The sequence below is a fragment of the Vibrio sp. CB1-5 genome (assembly GCF_059412285.1).
On record NZ_JBJHPB010000004.1, the window covers coordinates 177,848 to 202,871 of the forward strand.

At 46.7% G+C, this 25,024-nt stretch carries 22 protein-coding genes; 14 read left to right on the forward strand and 8 right to left on the reverse strand.

Going from position 1 to position 25,024, the window contains the following annotated elements:
* Positions 1–13 precede the first annotated feature (13 nt).
* From betI to ACJB0T_RS04690, 3 genes are all read right to left on the reverse strand, one after another.
* Positions 14–610 carry a transcriptional regulator BetI gene (gene betI, locus ACJB0T_RS04680; protein ID WP_479293701.1) on the reverse strand — a complete coding sequence of 199 codons (597 nt, stop codon included), beginning with the start codon at positions 608–610 and terminating at the stop codon, positions 14–16.
* Between the two features lie 480 nt (positions 611–1,090).
* Complete coding sequence (locus tag ACJB0T_RS04685; protein ID WP_479293699.1) at positions 1,091–2,368, reverse strand: NAD(P)/FAD-dependent oxidoreductase; 1,278 nt, start codon at positions 2,366–2,368, stop codon at positions 1,091–1,093.
* Between the two features lie 14 nt (positions 2,369–2,382).
* Positions 2,383–3,741: a glutamine synthetase family protein gene (locus ACJB0T_RS04690; RefSeq protein WP_479294551.1), complete on the reverse strand. Its 1,359-nt coding sequence runs from the start codon at positions 3,739–3,741 to the stop codon at positions 2,383–2,385.
* A 288-nt stretch (positions 3,742–4,029) separates the two neighbouring features.
* Here ACJB0T_RS04690 and ACJB0T_RS04695 point away from each other — a divergent pair, with 288 nt between their 5' ends.
* From ACJB0T_RS04695 to ACJB0T_RS04735, 9 genes are all read left to right on the forward strand, one after another.
* Complete coding sequence (locus ACJB0T_RS04695; protein ID WP_479293697.1) at positions 4,030–5,361, forward strand: glutamine synthetase family protein; 1,332 nt, start codon at positions 4,030–4,032, stop codon at positions 5,359–5,361.
* Positions 5,362–5,419: 58 nt separating this feature from the next.
* Positions 5,420–6,784 (forward strand): aspartate aminotransferase family protein, encoded by a 1,365-nt coding sequence (locus ACJB0T_RS04700; RefSeq protein ID WP_479293695.1) that lies wholly within the window; start codon positions 5,420–5,422, stop codon positions 6,782–6,784.
* Positions 6,785–6,860: 76 nt separating this feature from the next.
* Positions 6,861–7,970, forward strand: a complete 1,110-nt coding sequence (locus ACJB0T_RS04705; protein ID WP_479293692.1) for an extracellular solute-binding protein — start codon at positions 6,861–6,863, stop codon at positions 7,968–7,970.
* A gap of 53 nt (positions 7,971–8,023) precedes the next feature.
* The gene (gene potG, locus ACJB0T_RS04710) at positions 8,024–9,166 is read left to right on the forward strand and encodes a putrescine ABC transporter ATP-binding subunit PotG (protein ID WP_479293690.1); all 1,143 of its coding nucleotides are present in this window, start codon (positions 8,024–8,026) and stop codon (positions 9,164–9,166) included.
* On the forward strand, positions 9,163–10,080 hold the full coding sequence (gene potH / locus ACJB0T_RS04715) for a putrescine ABC transporter permease PotH (protein ID WP_418642911.1): 918 nt from the start codon (positions 9,163–9,165) through the stop codon (positions 10,078–10,080). Before potG ends, potH begins: the two co-directional genes overlap by 4 nt.
* Positions 10,077–10,919, forward strand: a complete 843-nt coding sequence (locus ACJB0T_RS04720) for an ABC transporter permease subunit (protein WP_353499469.1) — start codon at positions 10,077–10,079, stop codon at positions 10,917–10,919. Before potH ends, ACJB0T_RS04720 begins: the two co-directional genes overlap by 4 nt.
* 45 nt (positions 10,920–10,964) lie before the next feature.
* On the forward strand, positions 10,965–11,507 hold the full coding sequence (locus ACJB0T_RS04725; protein ID WP_479293687.1) for a cupin domain-containing protein: 543 nt from the start codon (positions 10,965–10,967) through the stop codon (positions 11,505–11,507).
* 56 nt (positions 11,508–11,563) lie between these two features.
* Entirely contained in the window at positions 11,564–11,953 is a 390-nt protein-coding gene (locus ACJB0T_RS04730; RefSeq protein ID WP_479293685.1) for an MAPEG family protein, read from the forward strand.
* 94 nt (positions 11,954–12,047) lie between these two features.
* Complete coding sequence (locus ACJB0T_RS04735; RefSeq protein ID WP_479293683.1) at positions 12,048–12,659, forward strand: LysE family translocator; 612 nt, start codon at positions 12,048–12,050, stop codon at positions 12,657–12,659.
* A 73-nt stretch (positions 12,660–12,732) separates the two neighbouring features.
* Here the strand turns inward: ACJB0T_RS04735 and ACJB0T_RS04740 are convergent, their stop codons facing one another.
* Both ACJB0T_RS04740 and ACJB0T_RS04745 read right to left on the reverse strand, forming a co-directional pair.
* Positions 12,733–14,220, reverse strand: a complete 1,488-nt coding sequence (locus ACJB0T_RS04740) for an aldehyde dehydrogenase (RefSeq protein ID WP_479293681.1) — start codon at positions 14,218–14,220, stop codon at positions 12,733–12,735.
* A gap of 25 nt (positions 14,221–14,245) precedes the next feature.
* Positions 14,246–14,794, reverse strand: coding sequence for a cupin domain-containing protein (locus ACJB0T_RS04745; RefSeq protein ID WP_479293679.1), 549 nt, complete (start codon positions 14,792–14,794; stop codon positions 14,246–14,248).
* Positions 14,795–15,136: 342 nt separating this feature from the next.
* On the opposite strand from ACJB0T_RS04745, the gene aptA reads away from it, so the two are divergent.
* Genes aptA through ACJB0T_RS04760 form a run of 3 tightly spaced genes read left to right on the forward strand, consistent with a single transcriptional unit; the run spans position 15,137 to position 18,673 of the window.
* Entirely contained in the window at positions 15,137–16,426 is a 1,290-nt protein-coding gene (aptA, locus tag ACJB0T_RS04750) for an omega-aminotransferase AptA (protein ID WP_479294549.1), read from the forward strand.
* A gap of 5 nt (positions 16,427–16,431) precedes the next feature.
* A complete protein-coding gene (locus ACJB0T_RS04755) occupies positions 16,432–17,928 on the forward strand; it encodes a CoA-acylating methylmalonate-semialdehyde dehydrogenase (RefSeq protein ID WP_479293677.1) in 1,497 nt (498 codons plus the stop codon).
* A 7-nt stretch (positions 17,929–17,935) separates the two neighbouring features.
* Positions 17,936–18,673, forward strand: coding sequence for a glutamine amidotransferase-related protein (locus tag ACJB0T_RS04760; protein WP_479293676.1), 738 nt, complete (start codon positions 17,936–17,938; stop codon positions 18,671–18,673).
* Between the two features lie 71 nt (positions 18,674–18,744).
* Here ACJB0T_RS04760 and ACJB0T_RS04765 read toward each other — a convergent pair whose 3' ends face one another.
* The 3 genes from ACJB0T_RS04765 to ACJB0T_RS04775 all read right to left on the reverse strand — a co-directional run bounded on the left by ACJB0T_RS04765 (position 18,745) and on the right by ACJB0T_RS04775 (position 22,353).
* Complete coding sequence (locus ACJB0T_RS04765) at positions 18,745–19,692, reverse strand: LysR family transcriptional regulator (RefSeq protein ID WP_479293674.1); 948 nt, start codon at positions 19,690–19,692, stop codon at positions 18,745–18,747.
* Between the two features lie 106 nt (positions 19,693–19,798).
* Complete coding sequence (locus tag ACJB0T_RS04770; RefSeq protein ID WP_479294547.1) at positions 19,799–21,436, reverse strand: alkaline phosphatase family protein; 1,638 nt, start codon at positions 21,434–21,436, stop codon at positions 19,799–19,801.
* 107 nt (positions 21,437–21,543) lie between these two features.
* Complete coding sequence (locus ACJB0T_RS04775; RefSeq protein ID WP_479293672.1) at positions 21,544–22,353, reverse strand: formylglycine-generating enzyme family protein; 810 nt, start codon at positions 22,351–22,353, stop codon at positions 21,544–21,546.
* Positions 22,354–22,555: 202 nt separating this feature from the next.
* Between ACJB0T_RS04775 and ACJB0T_RS04780 the strand changes: the two genes are divergently transcribed.
* Positions 22,556–23,917, forward strand: coding sequence for an anaerobic sulfatase maturase (locus tag ACJB0T_RS04780; protein ID WP_479294545.1), 1,362 nt, complete (start codon positions 22,556–22,558; stop codon positions 23,915–23,917).
* Between the two features lie 33 nt (positions 23,918–23,950).
* On the forward strand, positions 23,951–24,976 hold the full coding sequence (locus ACJB0T_RS04785; protein ID WP_479293671.1) for a HEAT repeat domain-containing protein: 1,026 nt from the start codon (positions 23,951–23,953) through the stop codon (positions 24,974–24,976).
* Positions 24,977–25,024 lie beyond the last annotated feature (48 nt).

A 25,024-nucleotide genomic window follows, 5' to 3' on the forward strand; every position in this document is an offset into this window, starting at 1 on the left:
TCTGACTTTAGAGTTATTTTTGTAAATAGAAAGTGAGTTGTTTGTCGAGATAGTCGTTGATGATCGCTCGCGCCTTGTCTGCATCTATGCCTTGCGGGTTGAGCGTCCCACGAAGCCAGATACCATCAATCAAAGCCGCAATACCATGAGCAACGATGTCAGCTTGCTGAGCGTCTAGAAGTCCCTTTAGTTCAATCTTAAGGTGGGAAAGCAAGCGCCTTTCATTCACATGCTGGAGGCGTTTTAGTTTGTCATCGTGCATTGAGTATGACCAAAACGCTAACCAAGTTTTAGCAACTTGGTTCTCTGCCTGAAAACCGACAAAGTTTCCATCAACAATTGCGATGATTCTTTTTTGGTGGGCATTGATGGGTATTTGCGCAAGCTTAGATGTAATGGTCGTAGAGTGCTGGCGCAGTATCTCTCGCATCGTTTCCTCAAGTAGCCCATGTTTACCGCCAAAGTAATGATTAATTATTCCGGTAGAAACGCCGGCCTCTTTGCTGATCAACGCAATACTTGCGGCGTGTAAACCCACGCGATCGATAACCGCCATAGTGGCTTTGACAAGCTGAGGCTTCCTGATTTCTGGCATGCCAACTTTCGGCATTTTGAGTCCTTTTTATTTTTAATTGAACGGTTAGTTAAATATAGAGTAACGAAAATTTAGTTAGACCTCAAATGATTTACATAAAACTCATACGTAAGGTGAATTGATAGTTGGTATTGATGCAACTTTTGTTGCCTTGATAGATAGACTAATGAAATTGCAAATAATTGATGTTTCATTGTTTAAAAACGGTGCCTTGAATGGTGTTTTTGCGGCTTTCATGACGTCATGAAAATTAGAGTTGGACTCATGCTATTCATTACTATTACTTGATAGTGATAGAAGATCGGTTTTGAAGCTAAATGATCTGATTGAAAATGTTTTGAGGTCTTAATAATTTTTGTTGAAGGTAACGCTTTAGTGCGGTGGTGGTGTGGTAGTGATGTGGTAGTGGCAGCTCGCACACTTGTAGCCTGATTTCTAGGGCGACAACAAGAAAGGAGCCAACAACATTGTTACTGGCTCTGGGTTAAAACTGTTCTAGAGAATGTCCCTTACTCGATAATACGACATCGCCAACACTAAAGCCGGTGTCTTAAATAGCCTCCCGCCAGGGAACGGCATATGCGGGATCTTGTCGAAAATCGCAAAGCGTTCTGCGGTAGTTGCAACACACTCAGCCATCAGTGTGCCGGCCATCCCCGTTGCAGCAATGCCGTGGCCGGAAAAGCCTTGAGCAAAGTAGACATTGGGTTTTAGACGGCCAAAGTGTGGTGCGCGATTCATTGTGATCCCGACATTTCCGCCCCATGCATAATCGATTTTTGCATCGGACAGTTGAGGGAATATATCCACCATGCGTCCACGCATCGCTTTTTCGAGATTAAACGGTGCCACTCCTGAATAGCTGACTCGTCCGCCAAATAGCATCCTGTGATCGCCAGAGCAGCGGAAGTAATCTAGAACAAAGTTGATGTCACAAGCGGCGATGTGATCTTTCATAAGCGCGCCGGTGACCCCTTCACCTAAAGGCTCAGTGGCACAGATGTAAGTACCGACTGGCATGATTTTGTTTTCTAATTTCGTCTCTAAACCATCCATATAGGCGTTACAAGCTAGGATGACATGATTGGCTTTTACCGTTCCATTTTTGGTGAAAAGCTTAGCAGGATCGCCATGTTCAATTTTGGTCACCGCGCTGTCTTCATAAAACTCTGCGCCAGCTTGTTTAGCAGCATTAACCAATCCAAGCGTGTAATTAAGCGGGTGCAAATGGCCGCTGTTGCTGTCGAACATTCCAGATGTGTATTTTTGGCTTGCGATGTGGTGGTGGGTCTGTTCTTGATCCCACAACTCAAGTGATTCGTAGCCGTAGTTTTCGGTCAGGTCGTCATACCAAGCTTTGAGCTCTTTATCGTGGCGAGGTTTAACGCCAACATGCACCATGCCATCTCGCCAATCACAATCAATGTCGTACTTGTTGATGTTGGATTTGGTCAGTGCTAGTGCCTCAACTGAAATATCCCAGAGCTTTCTTGCATCGGATTTACCGACTAACTTTTCTAACGTGTCTTGCTCGGATGCCCAGCCAAAGATGGCTTGACCACCGCTTCTTCCCGAAGCGCCCCAGCCAACGCGATTGGCTTCGAGAACGATCACTTTAAAACCTTTGTTAGCAAGTTCTAGTGCAGCGGTGGCTCCGGTGATGCCAGAGCCAATTACACAGACGTCGGCAACATGATCTCCCATGAGTTTAGGAAAATCGAATTGCTGATTTCGCGATGCCGCGTAATAAGAGTCTGTGTGCTTCACTTTCATTTTGTATCCTTACTTTACTTGTACCACTGATATTCTAATGGTGAGACTTGCGCCGAGAAGCGAGCTTGCTCATGTTTTTTGTTTGCTAAGTAAACCTTACAGAATTCTTCACCAAAGCTGCGCTTCATAAACTGGCTATGAGCGAACTCATGCAGTGACATATCCCAAGAGATAGGCAGCATGGGCAGTTCTAGCAGGGAAGCGTCACCTTCAATGGGCTCCGGTGGAGTGAGTTTGTTTTCGATGCCGTCGAGAATAGACGCGAGTAACACTGCGACGGTCAAGTAGGGATTAACGTCGGCACCAGAGAGTCGGTGCTCGATACGTTTATCGGATTGACCACTTGCAGGCACTCGTACCGCAACGGTTCTATTATCCCAACCCCATGTCGCGTGCAGTGGCACAAACATATTGGGCTGAAGTCGTCGATAGGAGTTAGCGTTAGGCGCGAAAATGGCCATGCTATCTTCAAGGTGTGCCAATACGCCAGCAATGGCGTTCAGAAGAATGCTCTCATCTTGACCAAAAACATTGGTACCAGTTTCATCTCGCAGGCTGATATGCACGTGACAGCCGTTGCCTGCATACTCGGTATAAGGTTTCGCCATAAAGTTGGCATAGAAGCCATGCTTTTTCGCTACTGCTCGAACCACACGCTTTAACAGCATAGCTTGGTCGCAGGCCAACAGAACATCGTCTGTATGCTTGAGGTTGACCTCGAATTGGCCTGGTGCGTACTCGGCAGTAATGTTCTCTGCGGGAATATTCTGTTCTTCACAAGCGCTGATGATCTCATCTAAGAAGGCTTTGAACTCGTCCAGTTCTTCTAGGGAATAGACTTGGGTTTGCGTCATGCGCTCGCCACTGATGGGCATGAGAGGGGGTTGTGGGTTACCTGCTTCGTCGGGTTCAAGATCTTGTAGATAGAACTCAAGTTCAACTGCGATACAAGGTTTGAGTCCTTTGCTAGCGAACTTTTCTAGCTGAATTTCAAGTACATGTCTTGGGTCGGCAAAGAAAGGCTGGTTCGACGTTGGCTCAAACATGGTTACGATCGCTTGGGCGCTGTTCTCTTGCCACGGCGTGGTTGTGAGTGAGCTTGCCACCATTCGGCAGATCCTATCACCGTCGCCTTTTTCAAACCCAAGTCCGGTTTCTTCTACCGTCTCCCCACAAATATCCAGTGCGAATACCGAAGCGGGCAGACAAATACCTTGTTCTAATACTTTGTTCAGTTGGGTGATGGGGACACGCTTGCCACGAACAACACCGTTCATATCGAACAGAATCAAATCCAAACTGGTGACGTCTGGATGCTGTTCAATAAATCGTTCAATTGTAAGCTTTTCGTGACCAAGTTGAATTGGTTCGATGTTGTCTGCGCTACTCGCAAGTTGGCTCGTTCCCACTGTGGTTCCTCCACTTTTCCCAACGATTCCTTATGTATCAAGCCCTAGATTGGGCTCAACCGTGTTGGTTGCTTTTTAACCATAGACATAATGTTCAGTAAAACACAACACTAATGTATCTAAAATGTTAATCATCATCTCAAAAGTTGCAAAATAATTAACATCATTGTTTGACATTTATACAGCTCAGTGCCAATGCTAAATGGGAGCTTATTGATAAATTCGTTGAGCGAGTAACGAAAAGAAGGATTTATGGAAACGATTAGGAAATGGATAGAAGAGAACCGTATTACTGAAGTTGAGTGTTTAATCCCGGATATCACGGGCAACGCTCGAGGCAAAATCATGCCAGCGAAAAAATTCCTTCGAGAAGGGGGCATGCGTCTTCCCGAAGTGGTTTTTTTCCAGACTGTGACCGGCGATTGGCCAGACGATGAAAGTATGATCGACCTGACCGAGAAGGACATGACTCTGGAGCCTGACCAAAACACGATTCGATTTGTTCCTTGGACGAAAGAGCCCACGGCGCAAGTGATTCACGACTGTTACACCGTAGAGGGTAATCCAGTCGATATCTCACCGCGAGCTGTATTACGCCGTGTGTTAAGTCTTTATGAGAAGGAAGGCTGGCACCCCGTTGTCGCACCAGAGCTCGAGTTTTTCCTTGTTCAGAAAAACCTAGATTGGGATTACCCACTTGAGCCGCCGATTGGTCGCAACGGTCGCCCAGAAACGGCTAGACAGTCATTTAGTATCGATGCGGTTAACGAGTTCGATCCGATTTTCGAAGACATGTACGACTACTGCGAAGCGCAGGGTTTGGATGTAGACACTTTAGTGCATGAGTCGGGCGCCGCGCAGATGGAGCTTAACTTCGACCACGGCGAGCCGTTAGACCGAGCGGATCAAGTTTTCCTATTTAAACGTACGGTGCGTGAAGCAGCGTTAAGACACGATGTTTACGCGACCTTTATGGCAAAACCGATGGAAGATGAGCCGGGCAGTGCCATGCACATTCACCAAAGTCTGGTCGATAGTAAAGGCAAAAACCTATTCGCTAACGAAGATGGCTCAAACAGTGAACTGTTCATGAACTACATCGGTGGTATGCAGAAGTACACACCAGCAGCAATTGCGTTTTTTGCACCGAACGTGAACTCCTACCGTCGATTGGTGTTTGGTGATTCGGCGCCAACTAACGTGGCTTGGGGTGAGGATAACCGTACTGTAGGCCTTCGTGTTCCAGTGTCTGATCGTGATTCAAGGCGTTTAGAAAACCGTTACGCCGGTGCAGATGCTAACCCATATCTGGCGATGGCGCTCACCTTGGCATGTGGTTATTTAGGCATGAAAGAAAAACTCACGCCTACCGCGAAAAGCACTGGTGACATGACCACCGAACCTTACTCGCTTCCTCACAACCTAGAAGATGCGCTTGTTCTACTAGAGAACAGCGATGAACTACGTGAAATCCTAGGCGATCGATTTGTATCAGCTTATGTGGCAATCAAGCGCAAGGAGTACAAAACCTTCTTCCAAGTGATCAGTTCTTGGGAGCGAGAATTCTTACTTTTAAACGTGTAACTAAGGCAACGCTATCGAACAGAGCATCAATTAAACAGCAGGAAATGGAAATTAATTTATGTCAGTACAAAACGGATCAAAATGGACAGAGCAAGACAGCGCACACTGTCTCCATCCATTTACTAACTTCAAAGCACTAAACGACAAAGGTTCACGAGTGATTACTCGTGCCGAAGGCATCTACATCTACGATGAGCATGACAACAAAATCTTAGATGGCATGGCGGGTCTTTGGTGCGTAAATATGGGCTACAACTGTGAGCCTCTTATTGAAGCGGCGACTAACCAGCTAAAGGAGTTGCCTTACTACAATCTGTTTTTCCAGACGACGCATCCACCTGCTGTTGAACTTTCGACGCTTCTTGCTGAAGTCGCGCCAGAAGGGATGAATCATGTGTTCTTTACTGGGTCAGGCTCTGAGTGTAATGACACTGTGGTTCGCATGGTTCGCCACTACTGGACAAGCCTAGGCAAGCCAAGCAAGCAAACCATCATCAGCCGCAAGAACGCCTACCACGGCAGTACTATGGCGGGCGCAAGCCTGGGTGGTATGGCGTTTATGCATGCGCAAGGTGGTTTGCCACTGCCAAACATTACCCATATTGATCAGCCATATCACTTCGGTGAAGGACAAGGGATGGATGCAAACGAGTTTGGCTTGGAGCGTGCACGTCAGCTCGAAGCAAAGATCCTTGAACTTGGCGTAGAGAATGTCGCAGCATTTATCGCTGAGCCTATCCAAGGTGCTGGTGGCGTAATTATCCCGCCAGACAGCTACTGGCCAGAAATTCAACGCATCTGTGATAAATACGAAATCCTTTTGATTGCTGATGAAGTGATCTGTGGCTTCGGGCGTACCGGTGAATGGTTTGCTAGCCAAACCTACAACATCAAACCCGACCTGATGTGTATGGCAAAAGGCATTACCTCGGGCTATCTACCACTTGGTGGTGTGATGGTGCGCGACCATGTCGCTAAGGTGCTGACGGATGCAGACACTGAGTTTGCCCACGGGTTTACCTACTCAGGTCACCCAGCGGCCTGTGCGGTTGCCATTGCCAATATCAAAGAAATGCAAAACCGCAATATCATCAATCAACTTCGCGAAGATACCGCGCCTTACTTTGCTTCACGTTGGAGTGAGCTTTTAGATCATCCTATGGTTGGTGAAGCAAGATCTAAAGGTCTGGTTGGTGCGATTGAACTGGTCAAAGACAAACAAACCAATGAGCGATACCACAAAGACCTCGATGTAGGTACACGTTGTCGTGAGAACTGTTTTAACTCAGGTGTCGTTCTTCGAGCGGTGGGGGACACCATGATTTGTTCGCCACCGTTAATTATTACCCGAGACGAGATCGATGAATTTATCGAGAAAGCAAAACTCGCTCTCGACAAAACACTCGCCGACGTTTCGCAGTAGCCGACGAGACTACCCAATACCTAGAAAAGCACAATAAAGGTATTAACCAAAGAGCAAACAGGAAACGGAGATCCAAATGGAGAAAGCAAAAGCATACTTTGGTGTAGCGTTAGGGATGACAATGGGGCTTACCTCAATGACATCTTTTGCTGCTGAGGAAAAAGTCCTCAACATTTACAATTGGTCAGACTACATCGCAGAAGACACCATCGCGAAATTTGAAGCGGAAACCGGCATCAAAGTCGTGTATGACGTATTCGATTCAAACGAAGTGTTGGAAGCGAAAATCTTGTCGGGCAATACCGGCTTTGACCTTGTTGTACCGAGTAACGACTTCTTAGGCCGTCAGGCGAAAGCGGGGGCTTTCCAAAAACTTGATAAGTCTAAGCTGACCAACTACAAGAACCTTGATCCAAAACTGATGGGGATTCTTGCTGACACTGTCGATCCAGGGAACGATTATTCAGTCCCTTACCTATGGGGTACGACGGGTATTGGTTACAACGTTGAGAAAGTGAAAGCAGTACTAGGTGAAGATGCCCCTGTCGATAGTTGGGATCTCGTGTTCAAGCCAGAGAACATGGAAAAACTCAATAAATGTGGTGTGGGCTTCTTGAATGCGCCAACCGAAATCATGGCGGCTGCGCTTAACTATATTGGCAAAGATCCAAACAGTACCAATCCAAACGACTACAAGAAAGATGCATTGGCGTTACTCAAAGAAGTTCGCCCATACGTGACGTACTTCCACTCATCGCAGTACATCAATGACCTAGCAAATGGTGATATCTGTGTCGCGATCGGTTGGTCTGGTGACGTTCTTCAAGCGGCTGATCGTGCTGCTGAGGCAGACAATGGTGTAGAAGTGGCGTACACAATTCCGAAAGAGGGTGCACTGGCTTGGTTCGACCTAATGGCGATTCCTAAAGAAGCGAAGCACCCAGAGAATGCTCACTTGTTTATCAACTATCTACTTCGTCCAGAAGTGATTGCTGAGATCAGTAACTATGTTTGGTATGCAAACCCGAACCCACCATCGCGTGAGTTTATCGACGCAGAGATTCTAGAAGATCCAGGAATTTACCCAACGGAAGAAGCGCAAGCGAAGCTGTATAGCTCGAAGATGTTGCCACACAAAACATCTCGTGCCATGACTCGCGCTTGGACCGACTTCCTTAAAAACTGATAAGTCACATTTGGCGACCCAACTTGGGTCGCCGCGTTTGCTTGGAGACTACCATGACAGTGATGTCACTCGACACAGAGCTTAACCACCAGCACGTTGCCCCAGTGCCACCAAAACCACTTCTTGAAATTCGAGGCCTGACTAAGGACTTCGATGGTCACGTAGCCGTGGACAACATCGATCTCACCATCAATCAAGGCGAGCTATTCGCGCTACTAGGCGCTTCGGGATGCGGTAAATCAACACTGCTTCGCATGTTAGCAGGATTCGAACAACCAACCGCTGGCCAAATCATTCTTGATGGCGAAGATTTAGCAGACATTCCGCCTTACAAACGACCAGTGAACATGATGTTCCAATCGTACGCGCTATTCCCACACATGACGGTGGAGAAGAACATCGCCTTTGGTCTGAAGCAAGACGGCATGCCAAGCAAAGAGATCGACGCGACAGTGAAGCACATGCTCGAGTTGGTACGAATGACGGATTTTGCCAAGCGTAAGCCGCATCAACTATCAGGTGGACAAAGACAACGTGTCGCGTTGGCAAGAAGTCTAGCCAAAAAACCAAAACTATTGCTACTCGATGAGCCAATGGGTGCACTGGATAAAAACCTTAGAGAAAAGATGCAGCTTGAGGTGGTCGATATCCTAGAAAGTGTCGGCGTAACCTGTGTAATGGTAACCCACGACCAAGAAGAAGCCATGACTATGGCAACCCGCATCGCCATTATGAACAAAGGGCAGTTCGTACAGATTGGTTCGCCAGAGTCGATTTACGAGCACCCGAACTCCAAATTTGCCGCGAAATTTATTGGTTCGGTCAACATCTTTGAAGGCGTGCTTGAAACCAATGAAGCCGACCATTCAACCGTTCGCACTCCCGATATGGGCAACCCTATCTCCATCAGTCACGGTATCTCTGGTGCGCCAGGTATTTCAGTGTCGATTGCTGTTAGGCCTGAGAAAATCACACTGTGCGACCCTATGAATCCGTCGCCAAATCATTGCAGTGGCATTGTTGAAGATATTGCTTACATGGGCAACCAGTCGATTTATCACGTCAGACTCGACTCCGGAAAACTGGTGACCGCAACATTGCAAAATACCAGTCGCGTTAGGAAAGGAATGCCTACATGGGAGCAAAGAGTCAATCTTTGCTGGGACAAGGAAAGTTGTGTGGTACTCAAGATATGAAGAAACCAGCCAAACTTAATATTTGGAGCATTGTACCGACACCTAAGTGTCTGCTACTCGCCGTACCATACGGTTGGCTCCTACTGTTCTTTCTGCTGCCGTTTCTTATCGTATTTAAGATCAGTTTTGCAGAAGCACAGATCGCCATCCCGCCTTATTCAGAGCTACTGAGTTATGCTGAGCAACAGCTGCAATTACTGCTCAATATAGGGAACTACCAGTACCTGATTGAAGATGATCTCTATGCGTCTTCTTATATTCAGTCGATTCGTATCGCCTTTGTCTCGACGTCGTTGTGTCTTATCATTGGTTTTCCGATTGCGTGGGCAATTGTTCACTCTACGCCAAGTACTCGTAATGTGCTTTTGATGCTCATTATCCTACCTTCGTGGACGAGCTTCCTGATCCGAGTCTACGCATGGATAGGTATCCTAAAAAATAACGGACTGCTTAATAATGTCTTGCTGATGTCTGGCGTTATTGACGAGCCATTGCAAATCCTTCACACAGATACGGCTGTTTATATTGGCATTATCTACACCTACTTGCCGTTTATGGTGTTGCCGCTGTACACAGCGCTAATGCGAGTCGATTATTCGCTACTTGAAGCCGCGAGCGACTTGGGCGCTAAACCAATGACAACGCTGTTTACCGTGCTGGTTCCACTGACACGAGCGGGCATCATCGCAGGCTCTATGCTGGTGTTTATTCCAGCCGTAGGTGAATTTGTTATCCCAGAGTTGCTCGGTGGGCCCGATACCGTTCTAATCGGTAAGGTCTTGTGGCAAGAGTTCTTCAACAACCGAGACTGGCCTGTGGCATCCGCCGTCGCCATAGTGATGCTGCTTATTCTGATGCTGCCAATTCTATGGTTCCACCGCTATCAAAAACGTGAATTGGAGGCTCAAGGATGAACGACATCCCAGTTTACAACAGCAAACTTAAATGGGTGATATTGGGCGTGGGCTTTGCGTTCCTTTATCTACCAATTCTGATTCTGATCATCTACTCGTTTAACGAGAACCGCTTGGTAACGGTTTGGTCTGGATTTTCATTCAAATGGTATTTTGAGCTGCTTGAAGATGACTTATTAATGGGTGGTGTGAAGCTCAGTCTGATTATTGGGTTCCTATCGGCAAGTGCTGCTGTGGTTCTAGGCATCATTGCCGCCTTTGTCCTTAACCGGTTTGGAAAGTTCAAAGGAGAGACGGGCTTTGCGTTTATGATTACCGCGCCTTTGGTGATGCCAGAAGTGATTACTGGTTTGTCATTGTTGCTTTTGTTTATTGCAATGGGGCAGGTGTTCGATATCTTCAGCCAACGCGGCATGATGACCATCTGGATAGCCCATGTGACGTTTTGCACTGCTTATGTCACGGTAGTTGTTAGCTCACGGCTTCAAGAAGTCGACCGCTCAATTGAAGAGGCCGCGATGGACTTAGGTGCACCGCCTTGGAAGGTGTTCTTTCAAATTACGCTACCTTCTATTGCACCGGCAATTTTGGCGGGTTGGTTGCTGGCGTTTACCTTGTCTTTAGACGATCTCGTGATTGCGAGTTTTGTGTCAGGGCCAAGTGCAACGACTTTACCTATGGTGGTGTTCTCCAGCGTCAGACTTGGGGTGAGCCCTAAGATCAATGCACTGGCGACGCTCACGATACTAGCGGTTTCATGTGCCACATTTATCGCGTGGTGGTTGATGGCAAAGGCAGAAAAGCGTAGGCTGCTAGAAATGAAGATGAGTCAGCAGTAAACGGAATTAACTAGCTGATAATTAAATCAATTTGGAGAGAGATTCATGGATGTAGGGAAACAGCTAAAAACCATTCGTACAATGCGTGGACTATCGCAGCGAGAGCTAGCAAAGCGAAGCGGTGTTACCAACTCCATGATCTCTCAAATTGAGCAAAATTTGGTGAACCCTTCAGTGGGTTCACTTAAAAAAATCCTCGACGCTATTCCAATCTCTATGGGTGAGTTCTTTACGTTGGATGTCGAACCGAAAGACGAGATTTTCTTCAGCGCCGATCAAATGGCAGACCTAGGCGACGGCAAGATAAAAATGCTGCTCGTCGGCGCCAAGCGAGAAGGCAGAGAACTTGCTATCCTCCGCGAAATCTACCCACCCGGTTCCGACACCGGGACAGACTTCATGCAGCATGAAGGAGAAGAAGGGGGTGTTGTCATCCGTGGTGAAATCGAAATTACCGTTGGCAGCCAAACCCGAGTCCTCAAAGCTGGCGACTCTTACTATTTTGAAACCAGAAAACCGCACCGTTTTCGCAATAGAGGGAAGGTAGAGTGTGAATTGATAAGTGCGGCGACTCCGCCGACGTTCTAATCGCGTATAATGGCGTTAAGCAATTCAGCCTAATACCCACGAATAAGGACATTCACGTGACGGTACTCATTCTTTGTTTAATTTTTGCCTCATTTCTTCCCTACCTAGTCAAAATCCCATTGGCGATCGCGATGGCAAAAGAGGGTGGATACGACAATAATCACCCTAGAGAACAGCAATCTCGTTTAGAAGGCTTTGGTGCGCGAGCACTAGCATCACACCAGAATGCTTTTGAATCTTTGTTGGTATTTGGGATAGCGATATTGCTTGCGATAGCAACAGAGACGACGACTGAAAGCGTACAACACCTCGCAATCGTGCACATCGTGTTTCGAGTCATCTATCACGCCCTCTACTTAATTGATAAGAGTACACTTCGCTCAATCTCATGGTTTATCGCGATAGCGTGTTCGTTTGCCATTATGGGGCAGTGTTTGCCCAGCTAGCCGTTTCCTTAGTCCTTTAACTCTCTATGCCTTGATTATTCTTTCGCCTATCCCCAACTCTAATCATTGGAGAGCATCATCAAGGATTGATTGAATGGATTACTTTTACGCTGTTGTACTGTTTGCCGTATCATCGTCGGTCACACCGGGGCCGAACAACATCATGGTGATGACGTCAGGTTTGAATTTTGGTTTGAAAAGAAGCCTACCTCTTTTGACCGGAATTTGTGTTGGATTTGCTCTCATGTTATTGCTTGTCGGTTTTGGTTTCGCACAACTGTTTGAGCTGTTTCCTAGTCTGCACTTTATTATTAAGTGTGTCGGTGTTGTCTACTTGCTTTATTTGGCATTTCTCATCGCTCGCTCAACGGGAGTCGCGGAATCCTCAGAACAATCAAGGCCGTTGACCTTTCTTAAAGGCGCGTTATTTCAATGGGTGAATGCAAAAGCGTGGGTCGTTGCAACAGGAGCTATCGCTGCATTTACGACAGTTGGAGCGAGCTTCACTGGTCAGAATGTCATGATTGCAACAACCTTTCTTGTGGTTTCATTTCCATGTGTCGGTGTTTGGCTGCTATTTGGTTCTTTGTTAAAGCGCGTGCTTAATACGGCCAAAGGTATGGCTATCTTTAACTACTTTATGGCGGGGTTATTGGTGTTTTCAGTGATCCCTGTTGTAGACGAAATCATGTCTCAACTTCAATAGATGTAACCTTGTAAACCAAAAGGTGCTCAAAGACTTGAGCACCTATATGATTCATGCGAAACAATGTGACGATCTAATCCAACTCAATCCATGTCGACTTCATTTCGGTGTACTTATGCAGTGCGTGAAGCGATTTATCACGGCCATTACCACTTTGTTTATAACCACCGAACGGCATGGTCATATCACCCCCATCCCAGTTATTAACGAACACGGTACCTGCGCGTAGTGCTCGAGAGCAGCGAACCGCAGTAGAAATATCAGAAGTCCAAACTCCGGCAGCTAGGCCGTATTCACTGTCATTGGCGAGAGTGATGGCCTCTTCGATTGAGTCGAACGTTGTGACACAAAGAACAGGACCAAAAATCTCCTCTTGGAAGATCCTCATATCCGATGTGACGTCGGTAAACACAGCTGGCTGAATAAAGTAGCCATCTGTTTGTGTCATAGTGGGTTGACCACCAAATGCGAGCGTCGCACCTTCATTTTTACCAATGTCAATGTAGCTAAGCACGCGCTCGTACTGTGCGGCATCAACAATTGCTCCAACGCGGGTATTTTCTAGAAGCGGGTCATTAGGCTGCCACTTCTCCATGTATTTCAATAGTAGTGCGACAAACTCATCTTTGATCGAAGAGTGAACGAGCAAACGAGAGCCTGCAGTACACACCTCGCCTTGGTTATAGCAAATAGCGGACGCAGCGGTAGCAGCTGCTTTTTCTATGTCTTTGACATCGTAATGCACAATATGGGGACTTTTACCGCCACATTCCATAAAGGCGCGTTTGAGATTTGATTCTCCGGCAAAGGAGAGTAGTTTTTTTCCGACAGCGGTGGAGCCAGTAAAGGTGATACAATCAACATCGTTATGAAGGGCTAACGCTTGTCCCGCCTCGTGCCCAAATCCTGGGAGTACTTGGAATACACCTGCTGGGATCCCGGCCTGTTTAGCAAGATCGGCTAAAAGGATGGCGGTTAAAGGAGATTTTTCTGACGGTTTCACGATCACAGAGTTACCAGTGGCAAGTGCCGGGCCAATTTTCCATGCAGCCATTACCGTTGGGAAATTCCACGGTACAACCGCTGCAACCACACCAAGCGCTTCTCTGGTGACCAGTGCGAGTGCATTTTCTGTCACTGGGGCCACTTCATCGTACACCTTATCTATGGCTTCCGCGTTCCATTGAATGCAGCGTGCTGTTGCTGGAGCGTCATAGCCCATTGCATCAGAAATGGGTTTACCCATATCTAGGGATTCAAGAAGTGCAAAGTCCTCTTTGTGCTCATCAATTAATTTGGCATAGTTGAGTAGAATCGCTTTTCTCTCTGCAGGCGCTAAACCGCTCCAGACTCGACTTTCAAATGCCGAGCGAGCCGCTTCAACCGCGATATCAACGTCCTGTTGAGTACACCGAGCCACATGAGCGAGTGAGTGTCCTGTTGCAGGGTTAATGATCTCAAATGTTTCGCCGGAAGCTGAATTGACAAACTCGCCATTAATGAATGCCTGAGTTCGAAAGCTCAATGCCTCTGCTTTGTCATGCCATGTCATGTTGTCCATAAATATCCTTTCTTAATTCCTTTCGTTAGAAGCTTGCCGGTGAGTTTGCACTGATAATGACGCAATCCACATCAGTGGTATTTCTAAATCGGTGAGGGCGCTCACTATCAAAGTAGTAGCTGTCACCTTCAACTAAACGGGTGACTTGTTCTTCAACAGTGAGCTCAAGCTCACCTTGCACAATGACCCCACATTCTTGTCCCTCGTGGCTGAGCATTTCTTGACCCGTATCTGCGCCTGGAGCGAGTGTTTCTCTTAACATGCCAATGTGGCGATTTTCGTGATAGTGGCCAATCTGCCGATAGCTAATTTTACCGCGACCAATTTCTGGCTGCTCCGCTCGTCGGGTAAAGAATTGCTCTGGCTGCGGCTCATCGACGGCAAAGAAATCTGCCATTGAAGAGGGGATTTTACTGAGTAGCTTGCTTAGAGAAGCCACCGAAGGGCTGACCGCGTTGTTCTCAATTTGAGAAATAAATCCATTGGTGACCCCAGCGCGCTTTGCTAGCTCTCGCTGCGAGAGTCCCGCTTGTTCGCGCAGCGCTTTGAATCTCGGTCCAATCTCCATTTCCATGAAATGAATACTCCCTAGATAACTTGAAGTGATTATTAAACTAAACACAATCCTAGCTCACTAAACGCAAAAAACCAGAAATCGTTTATAATTTTATCATTGCACCGCTCAAAAGAACGTTCTATAGTCAATTTTGTTTAATATTTAATAACATTGCATTTACATTGGGCGGTATGGGTGTTTAGCGGTGTTTAGTAAAAGAAACAATCATTCATTCAACTATAAACAGTTCAACTAAGATCAGTTCAACTATGACCGTTGGGGTGCACTATGCATGGGACGAACAATAAAAGCATGGATTCGCTAGTGAGCGAACAATCAACCAATAAAGACGCTTTTTGGATGCCTTTTACGGCAAACTCGCAGTTCAAAGCGTCACCGCGAATGTTGGTATCTGCTGAGGGGATGTATTACACCTCAGAGGATAAAAGAAAGATCCTTGATGGCACCGCCGGACTTTGGTGTTGTAATGCAGGGCATGGTCGACACGAAATCAGTGAAGCAGTAGCCAGTCAAATCCACAACTTGGACTTTGCACCAACCTTTCAAATGGGACACCCATTACCGTTTCAATTTGCAGAACAATTGGCTGAGATAGCCCCATCTGGTTTGAACCGAGTGTTTTTCACAAACTCCGGATCTGAGTCTGTCGATACCGCTTTAAAAATTGCGTTAGCTTATCAGCGCGCGATAGGGCAAGGCACAAGAACTCGCTTGATTGGCCGAGAGCGTGGTTACCATGGTGTGGGGTTTGGTGGCATCTCCGTTGGAGGCATTGTTAACAATCGCAAAGCGTTCGGTAGTTTGCTTACTGGCGTTGATCACTTACCGCATACATTAAGTATTGAGAACAGCGCCTTCAGTCACGGTTTGCCTGATTACGATCCGGGCTGGGCAGAGAGTCTCAACAACATCGTTACTTTACATGATGCGAGCAATATTGCCGCTGTCATCGTAGAGCCGATTGCTGGATCCACAGGAGTGATTCTACCGCCGAAAGGCTATTTAAAACGACTACGCGAGATCTGTACCCAACATGGTATTTTGCTCATTTTTGATGAAGTGATCACTGGCTTTGGCCGTATCGGTAGCCCATTCGCTGCTCAAGAGTTTGATGTTAAGCCAGATATTATTACCACGGCTAAAGGGCTGACTAACGGCGCTATCCCAATGGGAGCGGTGTTCGTTAGCGATGAAATTTATCAAGCAATGGTCGCTCCTGACAGCCAAGCTATTGAACTGTTCCATGGTTATACCTATTCAGGTCACCCAGTTGCGGCGGCAGCGGGTCTCGCAACCTTGGATATCTATCGTAATGAAAACCTCTATACCCGAGCGGCGGATCTTGCTGACTACTGGCAGCAAGCGGTACATAGCCTAAAGGGCTTACCTCATGTGAAAGATCTACGTAATTACGGACTCATCGCAGGCATTGAGCTCGAAGGCATTAAGGGTAAACCGGGTTCTCGCGCTTATCAGGTGTTTACTAAGTGCTTTGAGAAAGGCGCACTGATTCGGGTAACGGGTGACATCATTGCACTGTCACCACCTCTGATTATTGAAAAACAGCATATTGATGATCTATTTACACTTATTGCCGATGTTCTACAAAATATTGAATACAAGGAATAAAACTTATGTCAGTTTTGGTATCAAACTTTATTAATGGCGAGATTGTTGAAAGTAGTAGCCAGCGAAATGCCGATTTATTTAACCCTGCTAATGGCACGCTAAGGGGGCAAGTTCAGCTTTCTAGCGCAGAAGAAGCTATGGCGGCCGTCGAGGTTGCCAAAAAAGCACAAGTCGATTGGCAAGCGACTCCGCCACTGCAGCGCGCGCGCGTGATGTTTCGCTTTAAAGCTCTATTGGAAGAAAATGCCGATGAGCTGGCAACATTGATTTCGACCGAGCACGGCAAAGTTCATAGCGATGCACTGGGTGAGCTAACTCGAGGTTTGGAAGTGGTCGAGTTTGCTTGTGGTATTCCCCACCTACTTAAAGGCGAACACTCGCTGAATGTTGGCCGGGAAATCGATAGCTACTCCATGATGCAGCCGGTCGGTGTTTGTGTAGGGATAACGCCGTTCAACTTCCCCGTGATGGTACCGCTGTGGATGATCCCAGTGTCTCTCGCCTGCGGTAATAGTTTTATTCTCAAGCCTTCGGAAAAGGATCCAAGTGCTTCACTAATGCTGGCAAAGTTACTGAAAGAAGCAGGTTTGCCAGATGGCGTATTCAATGTTGTGCAAGGTGATAAAGAGGTCGTTGATGCTCTGCTGGAAGCGCCAGACGTAGCGGCAGTGAGCTTTGTTGGTTCGACACCAATTGCAGAAGCGATTTACTCAAAAGGCAGTGCGAACGGCAAGCGCGTTCAGGCATTGGGCGGTGCGAAAAATCATCTCGTTGTTATGCCAGATGCCGATCTTGAGGGCGCAACGAACGCGATTATGGGCGCGGCCTATGGCGCGGCGGGTGAGCGTTGTATGGCTATTTCGGTAGCGGTTGCAGTGGGCGATGAGGCGGCGGATAAGTTGGTTGCTGCTCTGAAAGAAAAAGTGCAAGCACTGCGAGTCGGTCCTGGGCTTGGCGTTTCTCCAGAGAACGAAATGGGGCCATTGGTCAGTGAACCACACATGAACAAGGTGCGTGAGTACATTCAAATGGGTGTTGATCAAGGCGCGACACTGGTCGTCGATGGCAGAGATATCGATACGGGTGCTCCGGGATATTTCGTGGGTGGTACACTATTTGATAACGTCACCGCAGATATGACCATTTACAATGAAGAAATCTTTGGTCCAGTACTCTCTGTGGTTCGAGCGAAGGATTATCAACACGCTCTAGCGCTTATTAATGATCATGAGTTCGGTAATGGTACGGCGATTTTTACCCGTGATGGCGATACGGCTCGCGATTTTGCAGAAAAAGTTGAAATTGGAATGGTGGGTGTAAATGTGCCAATTCCAGTCCCAATGGCATTTCATAGCTTTGGTGGCTGGAAACGTTCTATTTTTGGCCCACTGAATGTGCATGGCAATGATGGTGTTCGCTTCTATACTCGTATGAAGACAGTGACAGCTCGTTGGCCAAAAGGGCAGCGTGAGAGCGAATTTGTAATGCCAACAATGAAGTAGGTGATAAATGAAGATAGGGATTATTACTTGTGGTCATGTCGATCCACCGTTATCCGATTATGGTCAATACGCAGACATGATTGAAGGTTCGTTGGTCGAGATCAACCGTGACTTTACGTTTCAAGACTACGACGCTACCAAAGGTGTGTTACCAGCGCTGGATGAATGCCACGGCTTTATCATCACAGGCAGTGTGCACAACGCGTACGATAATCATCCGTGGATACTTATGCTGCTGGATTGGGTTGGACGTTGCGAAGCGCAGCGCAAGCCTTTGGTGGGTATATGCTTTGGTCATCAACTGATCGCGAGAGCACTAGGCGGTAAGGTGCAAAAGTCCGATAAAGGTTGGGGACTCGGCAGCTATGAAGTGCAGATGCAGACGCAAAAGAAGTGGATGAGTCTATCGGTAGACAGTGCAAGACTTCTCGTCAGCCATCAAGATCAGGTAACGATCGTTCCTAAAGCGCTTACGGTGGTTGCAGGTAATGAGTTTTGTCCTAACTTCATGTTGGTAAAAGATAATCATATCTTCACGGTTCAAGGGCACCCGGAGTTTAGTGTGCCTTTTACTCAGAAGCTAGTGGAAAAACGTCAGCACCTCATCACGCCGGAGCACTATCAACGAGCGTTTGTTGATTTAGATCAGCCACAAGATTCAGCGCTTATTTTGCACTGGATCGATAACTTCTTTGTTATGGCACAACAAGGGAAAAGCGCAGAGCGAATGCAACAAGCGGTCTGATGATTCTCCTGGGTATTACCGTCTCCAATAGGCTTGGTGTCATTCTTTTTTCTAATGAAGAAACATCAGGCCTATTTGTACATTAAGTGATAGTCAGGAATATAACTTTCCCAGATAGCCGGCTCACCAATCGCCAGTTTTAGCTCGTTGATAAACTCCGAGACCAAAAGAGTCTGTTTTCTATGTGGATAGAGGGCGTAGATACCTTTATCAAGAGTCGACAGAGTATGGTCAGTAAGTAGAGGAACTAACCCCAGCTCATCAATGGGTCTTTCTAGGTTGAACAGATCAATCACTGCATAACCCAAACCATCGCGCACAGCCGCAATTAAGGTACGTACGTCACTGACTTTGTAGTTGCCTTGCATTTTAAACGAACGAAGTTCACCGCCGTTAGGTTCTGTACTCATCTTAAAGGTATCTAGACAAACTGTGCCGTTGTTGTAAATAATGGCAGGCAAGTTAATCAGCGCTTCTGGTGTTGTGGGTTTGCCGTGAGTATCAATAAATGACCTCGATGCTATGACGGCAAAGTTGGAATTAGCAATTTTTCGGGCAATGAGGTTGGAGTCATCAAGTTTGCCCATCCGAATCGCCACATCATAGTGATCGGCAATAATATCGGTACGCCGGTCGTCTAAATGCAACACTACCTGAACATTAGGGTATTTACGCATAAATCGCGTTACGACAGGTTGAATGTATTGTTGGCCAAGGAACATAGCAGAGACGATACGAATGACGCCTTTCGGCTCAGACTGGTAGGAGTCCGCGATGTTCTTAATGTTATCGAGTGTATCAATGAGTTGATAGGCTTCTGCCAAAATATCCTCTCCGGCAGAGGTCAGGGAAAACGAACGTGTTGAGCGATTGAGTAATTGAACACCTAAGTGTTGTTCGAGCTTCTTGAACTGTTTGGATAGTGAGGAGTTGTCCATATTGTTTAACGATGCGGCTTTGGCAAATGAGCCTTGTTGGACGACATCGACAAACAGTTTAAGTTGCTGAGAAATGGACATGGATTTGCTGCCTTAACTAAATGATTCGTAGACATAATAGTTAAGGGGTATAAAGAATGAAAGGGGCGTTTGATTTATCTAAATCAAACGCTCCTCCAAATAAAGGCTAGTTGTCGACGACCTCTTCGAGAATATTACCGGTTGCACCGCTCGGTGCACTGATGTTTAAGTATCCAGAAAGCGTAGGCGCGATATCATAAGGCGTGACTGGGCGGCTTATGGTTTCAGCTTTCAGTTTGTTGCCCGCAAAGATAACCGGCACATGAGTATCATATCGCCAAGGCGAACCATGCGTTGACGCGATGGTGAGTCCGTCCATATCGTTGATGTAAGTACGTGAGCCGAACACCATGTATACATCGCCTGAGCGCAGTGGATGATAGTTATTGCGAATCAATTGATTTACACGAGAATCCGCCACGCGATTGTTAGCGATGTCTTCACTGGTCACTGCTGCGGCAACGCCTTTTACTTTCATCACGTCTTCCGCGATGAGCTTTTGAACGTCACTCAGTGATAGGTTTTTCTTCGCAATTAAGTCGTGATCGAGGTAGATGTATGGCTGTGCGTAAAGCTTGATGACCTCTTCACCCAATCCAAACTCGCTCTTTAACTTGCTCATTAACTCTTGGGTGAGTAGGGCATCTTTATTAAAGTAGAACGGCTGTCTAAAGCCTAATGTATTAAGCGTTGGTGCTGCTTCTGGTACACCATGGTCAGCGGAAAGTACGATTAACGTATTGTCTAGACCTATGGAGTTGTCGATATTGCTGAACAGATCTGCCAAGGTTTTATCGAGCCTAATTAAATTATCTTCAGTCTCTAAACTTGAAGCACCATACAAATGCACCACGTAGTCGTTAGAAGAGAAGCTGATGGCTAAAAAGTCGGTTGCGGAGCCAGTTCCCAGTTTCTCTTGCGCCATTAGCGTTTTGGCAAATTCTGCCGTGATCTCATCACCCGCAGGGCTAACCGTTAGCATGGTGGAGTAGTACTTGTATGACGCAGGTCCGTATGGGTGCGGGAAGGTTCGTGCAAAGCCACCAAGGTCTACTTTGTGGTCTTTAGCTCGTTCTTGTAAAGAGTAGCTTTCTTTAGGCAAGGAGAGCTCCCAACGTTGACCTGAATAACGGTTAGGAATCGCTTTTTCATTCCAACGATTTAGCCATTGTGGATTGCTGTCGTAGTAGTAATTACTGGTGACGAACTCTGACTGTGCTTTTGAGAACCAAAAAGCTTTGCCGCCATGGCCCGCTAAAGATATCGCCCCGCGATCTTTTATCGATACCGAGAACACACGAGATTGACCATTGTTGGAGATAATTAGCTCATCACTAAAGGTGGTCGATAAAATAGGGTCTGGAGAGCGTCCATCCCCCGCGGCGGCTTTTTGAGTGGGGTCGATCTCCGTTGCTTTATCAACTCCGGCACCTGTGGCGAGCATTGCGTAGTTAGGATCCTCTACATTATAAACCAGTCGGTCAAGCGAACGATCGAACCAGACGTTACCCACCATCCCATGTACTGCTGGTGGCGCCCCTGTTGCTAGGGAGACATGACCTACGATTGTTTCGGTATTGGCGTGTTCATAGTTGGCGTTTTTGTAGTAGACACCTTCGTCCATTAGATAGCGAAAACCACCTTGGCCGAAGTTGTGTTTGTAGCGCTCAATGAGATCGGCACGTAATCCATCTACGGTGATCTGTACTACCAGTTTCGGCTGGTTGGCATCGGCGTGTGCCATGGTGGGCAGCAAAAGCCAACCGGAAAGTGACGCTGTCACCAAAAGGGCGCGTGTCACGTGAGAGGTTATATTGAGAGTATGTTTCATACAGGTTCCTTGCCAAGACGTTAGTGATCTTTTGCCAGACGTAATCCCATGTCCGACATAATTATAGATTGGCTAGCGAAGTCTCGACGAAAATTTTCTGATTCATCAGCATCATAGGAGAAGCTTCCACCTCGAACGGATTTATGTGACAAGCCAGAATCTGAGTGTTTGGCATTGTTGGGGTTATCGACAGGAGAAAAACGGTAAAAACCGTCATCAAAGGCATCTTGAACGAATTCGCCGACGTTACCCGTCATGTCATAGAGTCCAAGTTCGTTTGGTTGCTTAAGTCCTACAGGATGAGCGCGATTGTTTGCGTTTCCGACATACCATGCGACGTCGTCAATGTTGTTAGAACCCGCATAGGTGTAGCCCTTAGACTCGTTTCCGCCTTTTGCAGCAAATTCCCACTCTGCTTCGGTAGGTAGGCGATAGTTTTCACCTGTCAGTTCGTTTAAACGCTCGACAAAGTAATTGGCCTGTTGCCAGCTTAGGTTATTTACAGGCACGTTAGGGTCGGCAAAAAAGCTCATCGATGACCCCATAACGGATTCAAATAGCTCTTGAGTGACTTCAAATTTGGAAAGGTAGAAACTGTTCACTTTTACAGTGTGAGCTGGGCGCTCTGACTTAGCGGCTTCTGGGGCATCGGAGCCCATCACATACTCACCACCCTTAACTAGCACCATGTCTTGGTTGATTTTGAGGGCAATAGGGTGATCTGGCTTAGTTGCGCAGCCAGAAAGTAGGATAGGTAGCGCGATGATAGCGAAGACTACGAATAGTTTGGTCGCATTCCATGCCTGTTTTTCCTCTGTGTGATGGTTCATGTGCGTTGCTCTTGTCAGTCAAAAGTATCCTCTAAATATTAACTTCAGCGCACTTTCCTTTTGGTTATATGCACTATAACAATCACCTCTCTGCACTTGGGATACACTAAGCTCGTTATCCGATATAAGGTTTATTTCTATGGTTTCTAGCGCTAACGCGACCACATCTCCAATGGCATCTTCTTCAAACGCCGAGTCACCGATGCAGCTAACTCAAGGACCACAATTTCAAGGAAGACCCTCTAAGCGAATGCACGTGATGGCGAAGCCAATTGGTGCTGTGTGTAATATCGACTGTAACTACTGCTACTATCTGAGCAAACAAGATTTGCTTGAATATAAGAAAGGCTGTTCACCAGAGATGGATGAAGCCATGCTTGAGCAGTACATCAAAAACTACATTCAAGGTCAGAACACCCCAGAGATCATTTTCTCTTGGCAGGGTGGTGAACCGACCATGCTCGGTCTGAACTACTTCAAAAAAATCGTCGAACTACAGGCGAAGTACCAGCCACCAGGTGTGAAGATTTCCAACGATTTGCAAACCAACGGCACCTTGTTGGATGACAAATGGTGTGAGTTCTTAGCTAAGCACAACTTCCTCGTCGGTTTAAGCATTGATGGGCCGCAAATGCTGCACGATGCTTATCGCACCAACCGTGCTGGTCGTGGTACTCACAAACAAGTCATGCAGGCAGTCGAGCTATTACATAAATACAAAGTGAGCTTCGCCACGTTAACGTGTGTGAACAATATAACCAGCAAAAATCCTCTAGAGGTTTACCGCTTTTTGCGCGATGAAGTTCGCTCACCTCAAATGCAGTTCATTCCTATTGTTGAGCAAAAGACGTTTCGTACCGATGCGCCTCAGACAGGGCAATCGAGTGAGCAGTTAAGACAAGGCGATAAGCGCCTTATTCCGGGTAATGCCAACTCTACTATGGAGCCTTGGTGTGTATCGGATGAGGCTTGGGGTAATTTTCTTATCGCCGTCTTTGACGAATGGGTTCAAAAAGACATTGGTAAGGTGTTTGTTCAGTATTTTGAAGCCAGTGTCGAGACGTGGATGGGACGTAAAAATCCACTGTGTACGCTAGGGTCACTGTGTGGAAAAGGGCTGGCAATGGAGCCAAATGGCGATGTGTTTAGTTGTGACCACTATGTCTACCCAGAATACAAGATTGGCAATATTAATACCGATAGCCTAGAAAATATGGCGTACAGCAAAGGTCAGCAAGAGTTTGGTTTTGCAAAATCTCGGACATTGACGAGCCAATGTCAGCAATGTGACTACCAGTTCGCTTGTTACGGAGAGTGTCCAAAAAATCGCTTCATCAAAACTCGAAATGGAGAGCCTGGTTTGAACTATCTGTGCGCGGGATGGAAAAAGTTTTTCTCTCATGCAGACAAAGCGTTAGCGTACATACTACGAGCTACTGGAAATCCTGTGGCCCATGGCAAGTTTAGTGATAGAGCGGTCGCTGAGCAAAGAAAGATGGCCATGCAAAGTGTGGTTCAGAACGCCAATACAACCAATGCAACCGGCTTTAATCCAAAGTTCTAACAAGCCACTCAGTATCCATTTTAGGAGCGAATCATGAATATCAAACCTTTGGCGCTGGCAGGCCTGTTACTGGCATCAATCAGCCATTACGCATTTGCAAATAATACCGCTATCGGAGAATCCAACGCAAAGGCGGTGTCATCTGCGCAAGAGTCTACCGAACAGCGCATTCAACGTTTGTCTTATGTTGCACAAAACCAAGCAGAAAGCGCAGAAGCGCGTGTCGATGCACTGCATGAACTCAGCCAATACCCCAATCAGAATGCGTTGGTGGCGGTTACGCGTGCTTTGAAAGACAGTAATCCTGATGTGAGGGAAGCAGCAATAGTCGGTGCAAAACCTTATCAATTTGAGTATCGATGGAAGCTAGTATCCCCGTTGCTGTCTGATGGTGAAGAGTCGGTGCAAATAGCGGCGGCAATTAACTTATTGCCAGATTACTCGACCATGGCTGACGAACAGCAACAGGCGATTGATAAGATTTATCCTACAGTGACCGCATACCTTGAAAGACAATCAGGCAAGCGCAGTCAATTACTATTGGGTGACGTTTATCGTTGGCAATTGCAGTGGGAGAAGGCAGAGCAGCAGTATCTTGCACTCATAGATGATCCGGAGCTGACGACACAAGCATCACTTAGCTTATCTGATAACTATCGCGCCCAATCTAACGATAAACAGGCACTAAATGTACTGAACCAAGCAATCGAACGTGACGATGCTTCAGCACAGCTTCAATATGCGAAAGCGCTGACTTTGGTTCGTATGGAGAATAAATCAGAAGCTGCGAGCGCTATAGAGAAGGCGACAGAACTCGCGCCGGAGAACAGTTACTACTGGTATTTGAATGGGGTATTACAAGAGCCATTAGATGTAGCAAAAGCGACTCAATCGTTTGAGCAAGCCTATTTGATCTCGGGTGCACCAGAGCAGCTTTATGCAGTGTGCGATATGTACGTTCGTCATAACAACGCGAAAACAGAGGCATGTTTAGAAGAGCTAGGTAAGGTGGCACCGCCGTACGTGATTGAGCAATTGAAAGCGAAGCAAAATCTTTGAGCCATTTCTCAACTATATGTAACAAAGAAAAAATCCACTACAAAAGAG

Coding starts and splice junctions, on each gene's coding strand:
- betI (WP_479293701.1), bottom strand. CDS start 610: ATGCCGAAAGTTGGCATGCCAGAAATCAGGAAGCCTCAGCTTGTCAAA.
- ACJB0T_RS04685 (WP_479293699.1), bottom strand. CDS start 2,368: ATGAAAGTGAAGCACACAGACTCTTATTACGCGGCATCGCGAAATCAG.
- ACJB0T_RS04695 (WP_479293697.1), top strand. CDS start 4,030: ATGGAAACGATTAGGAAATGGATAGAAGAGAACCGTATTACTGAAGTT.
- ACJB0T_RS04700 (WP_479293695.1), top strand. CDS start 5,420: ATGTCAGTACAAAACGGATCAAAATGGACAGAGCAAGACAGCGCACAC.
- ACJB0T_RS04705 (WP_479293692.1), top strand. CDS start 6,861: ATGGAGAAAGCAAAAGCATACTTTGGTGTAGCGTTAGGGATGACAATG.
- potG (WP_479293690.1), top strand. CDS start 8,024: ATGACAGTGATGTCACTCGACACAGAGCTTAACCACCAGCACGTTGCC.
- potH (WP_418642911.1), top strand. CDS start 9,163: ATGAAGAAACCAGCCAAACTTAATATTTGGAGCATTGTACCGACACCT.
- ACJB0T_RS04720 (WP_353499469.1), top strand. CDS start 10,077: ATGAACGACATCCCAGTTTACAACAGCAAACTTAAATGGGTGATATTG.
- ACJB0T_RS04725 (WP_479293687.1), top strand. CDS start 10,965: ATGGATGTAGGGAAACAGCTAAAAACCATTCGTACAATGCGTGGACTA.
- ACJB0T_RS04735 (WP_479293683.1), top strand. CDS start 12,048: ATGGATTACTTTTACGCTGTTGTACTGTTTGCCGTATCATCGTCGGTC.
- ACJB0T_RS04740 (WP_479293681.1), bottom strand. CDS start 14,220: ATGGACAACATGACATGGCATGACAAAGCAGAGGCATTGAGCTTTCGA.
- ACJB0T_RS04745 (WP_479293679.1), bottom strand. CDS start 14,794: ATGGAAATGGAGATTGGACCGAGATTCAAAGCGCTGCGCGAACAAGCG.
- aptA (WP_479294549.1), top strand. CDS start 15,137: ATGCCTTTTACGGCAAACTCGCAGTTCAAAGCGTCACCGCGAATGTTG.
- ACJB0T_RS04755 (WP_479293677.1), top strand. CDS start 16,432: ATGTCAGTTTTGGTATCAAACTTTATTAATGGCGAGATTGTTGAAAGT.
- ACJB0T_RS04760 (WP_479293676.1), top strand. CDS start 17,936: ATGAAGATAGGGATTATTACTTGTGGTCATGTCGATCCACCGTTATCC.
- ACJB0T_RS04765 (WP_479293674.1), bottom strand. CDS start 19,692: ATGTCCATTTCTCAGCAACTTAAACTGTTTGTCGATGTCGTCCAACAA.
- ACJB0T_RS04770 (WP_479294547.1), bottom strand. CDS start 21,436: ATGGCACACGCCGATGCCAACCAGCCGAAACTGGTAGTACAGATCACC.
- ACJB0T_RS04775 (WP_479293672.1), bottom strand. CDS start 22,353: ATGAACCATCACACAGAGGAAAAACAGGCATGGAATGCGACCAAACTA.
- ACJB0T_RS04780 (WP_479294545.1), top strand. CDS start 22,556: ATGCAGCTAACTCAAGGACCACAATTTCAAGGAAGACCCTCTAAGCGA.
- ACJB0T_RS04785 (WP_479293671.1), top strand. CDS start 23,951: ATGAATATCAAACCTTTGGCGCTGGCAGGCCTGTTACTGGCATCAATC.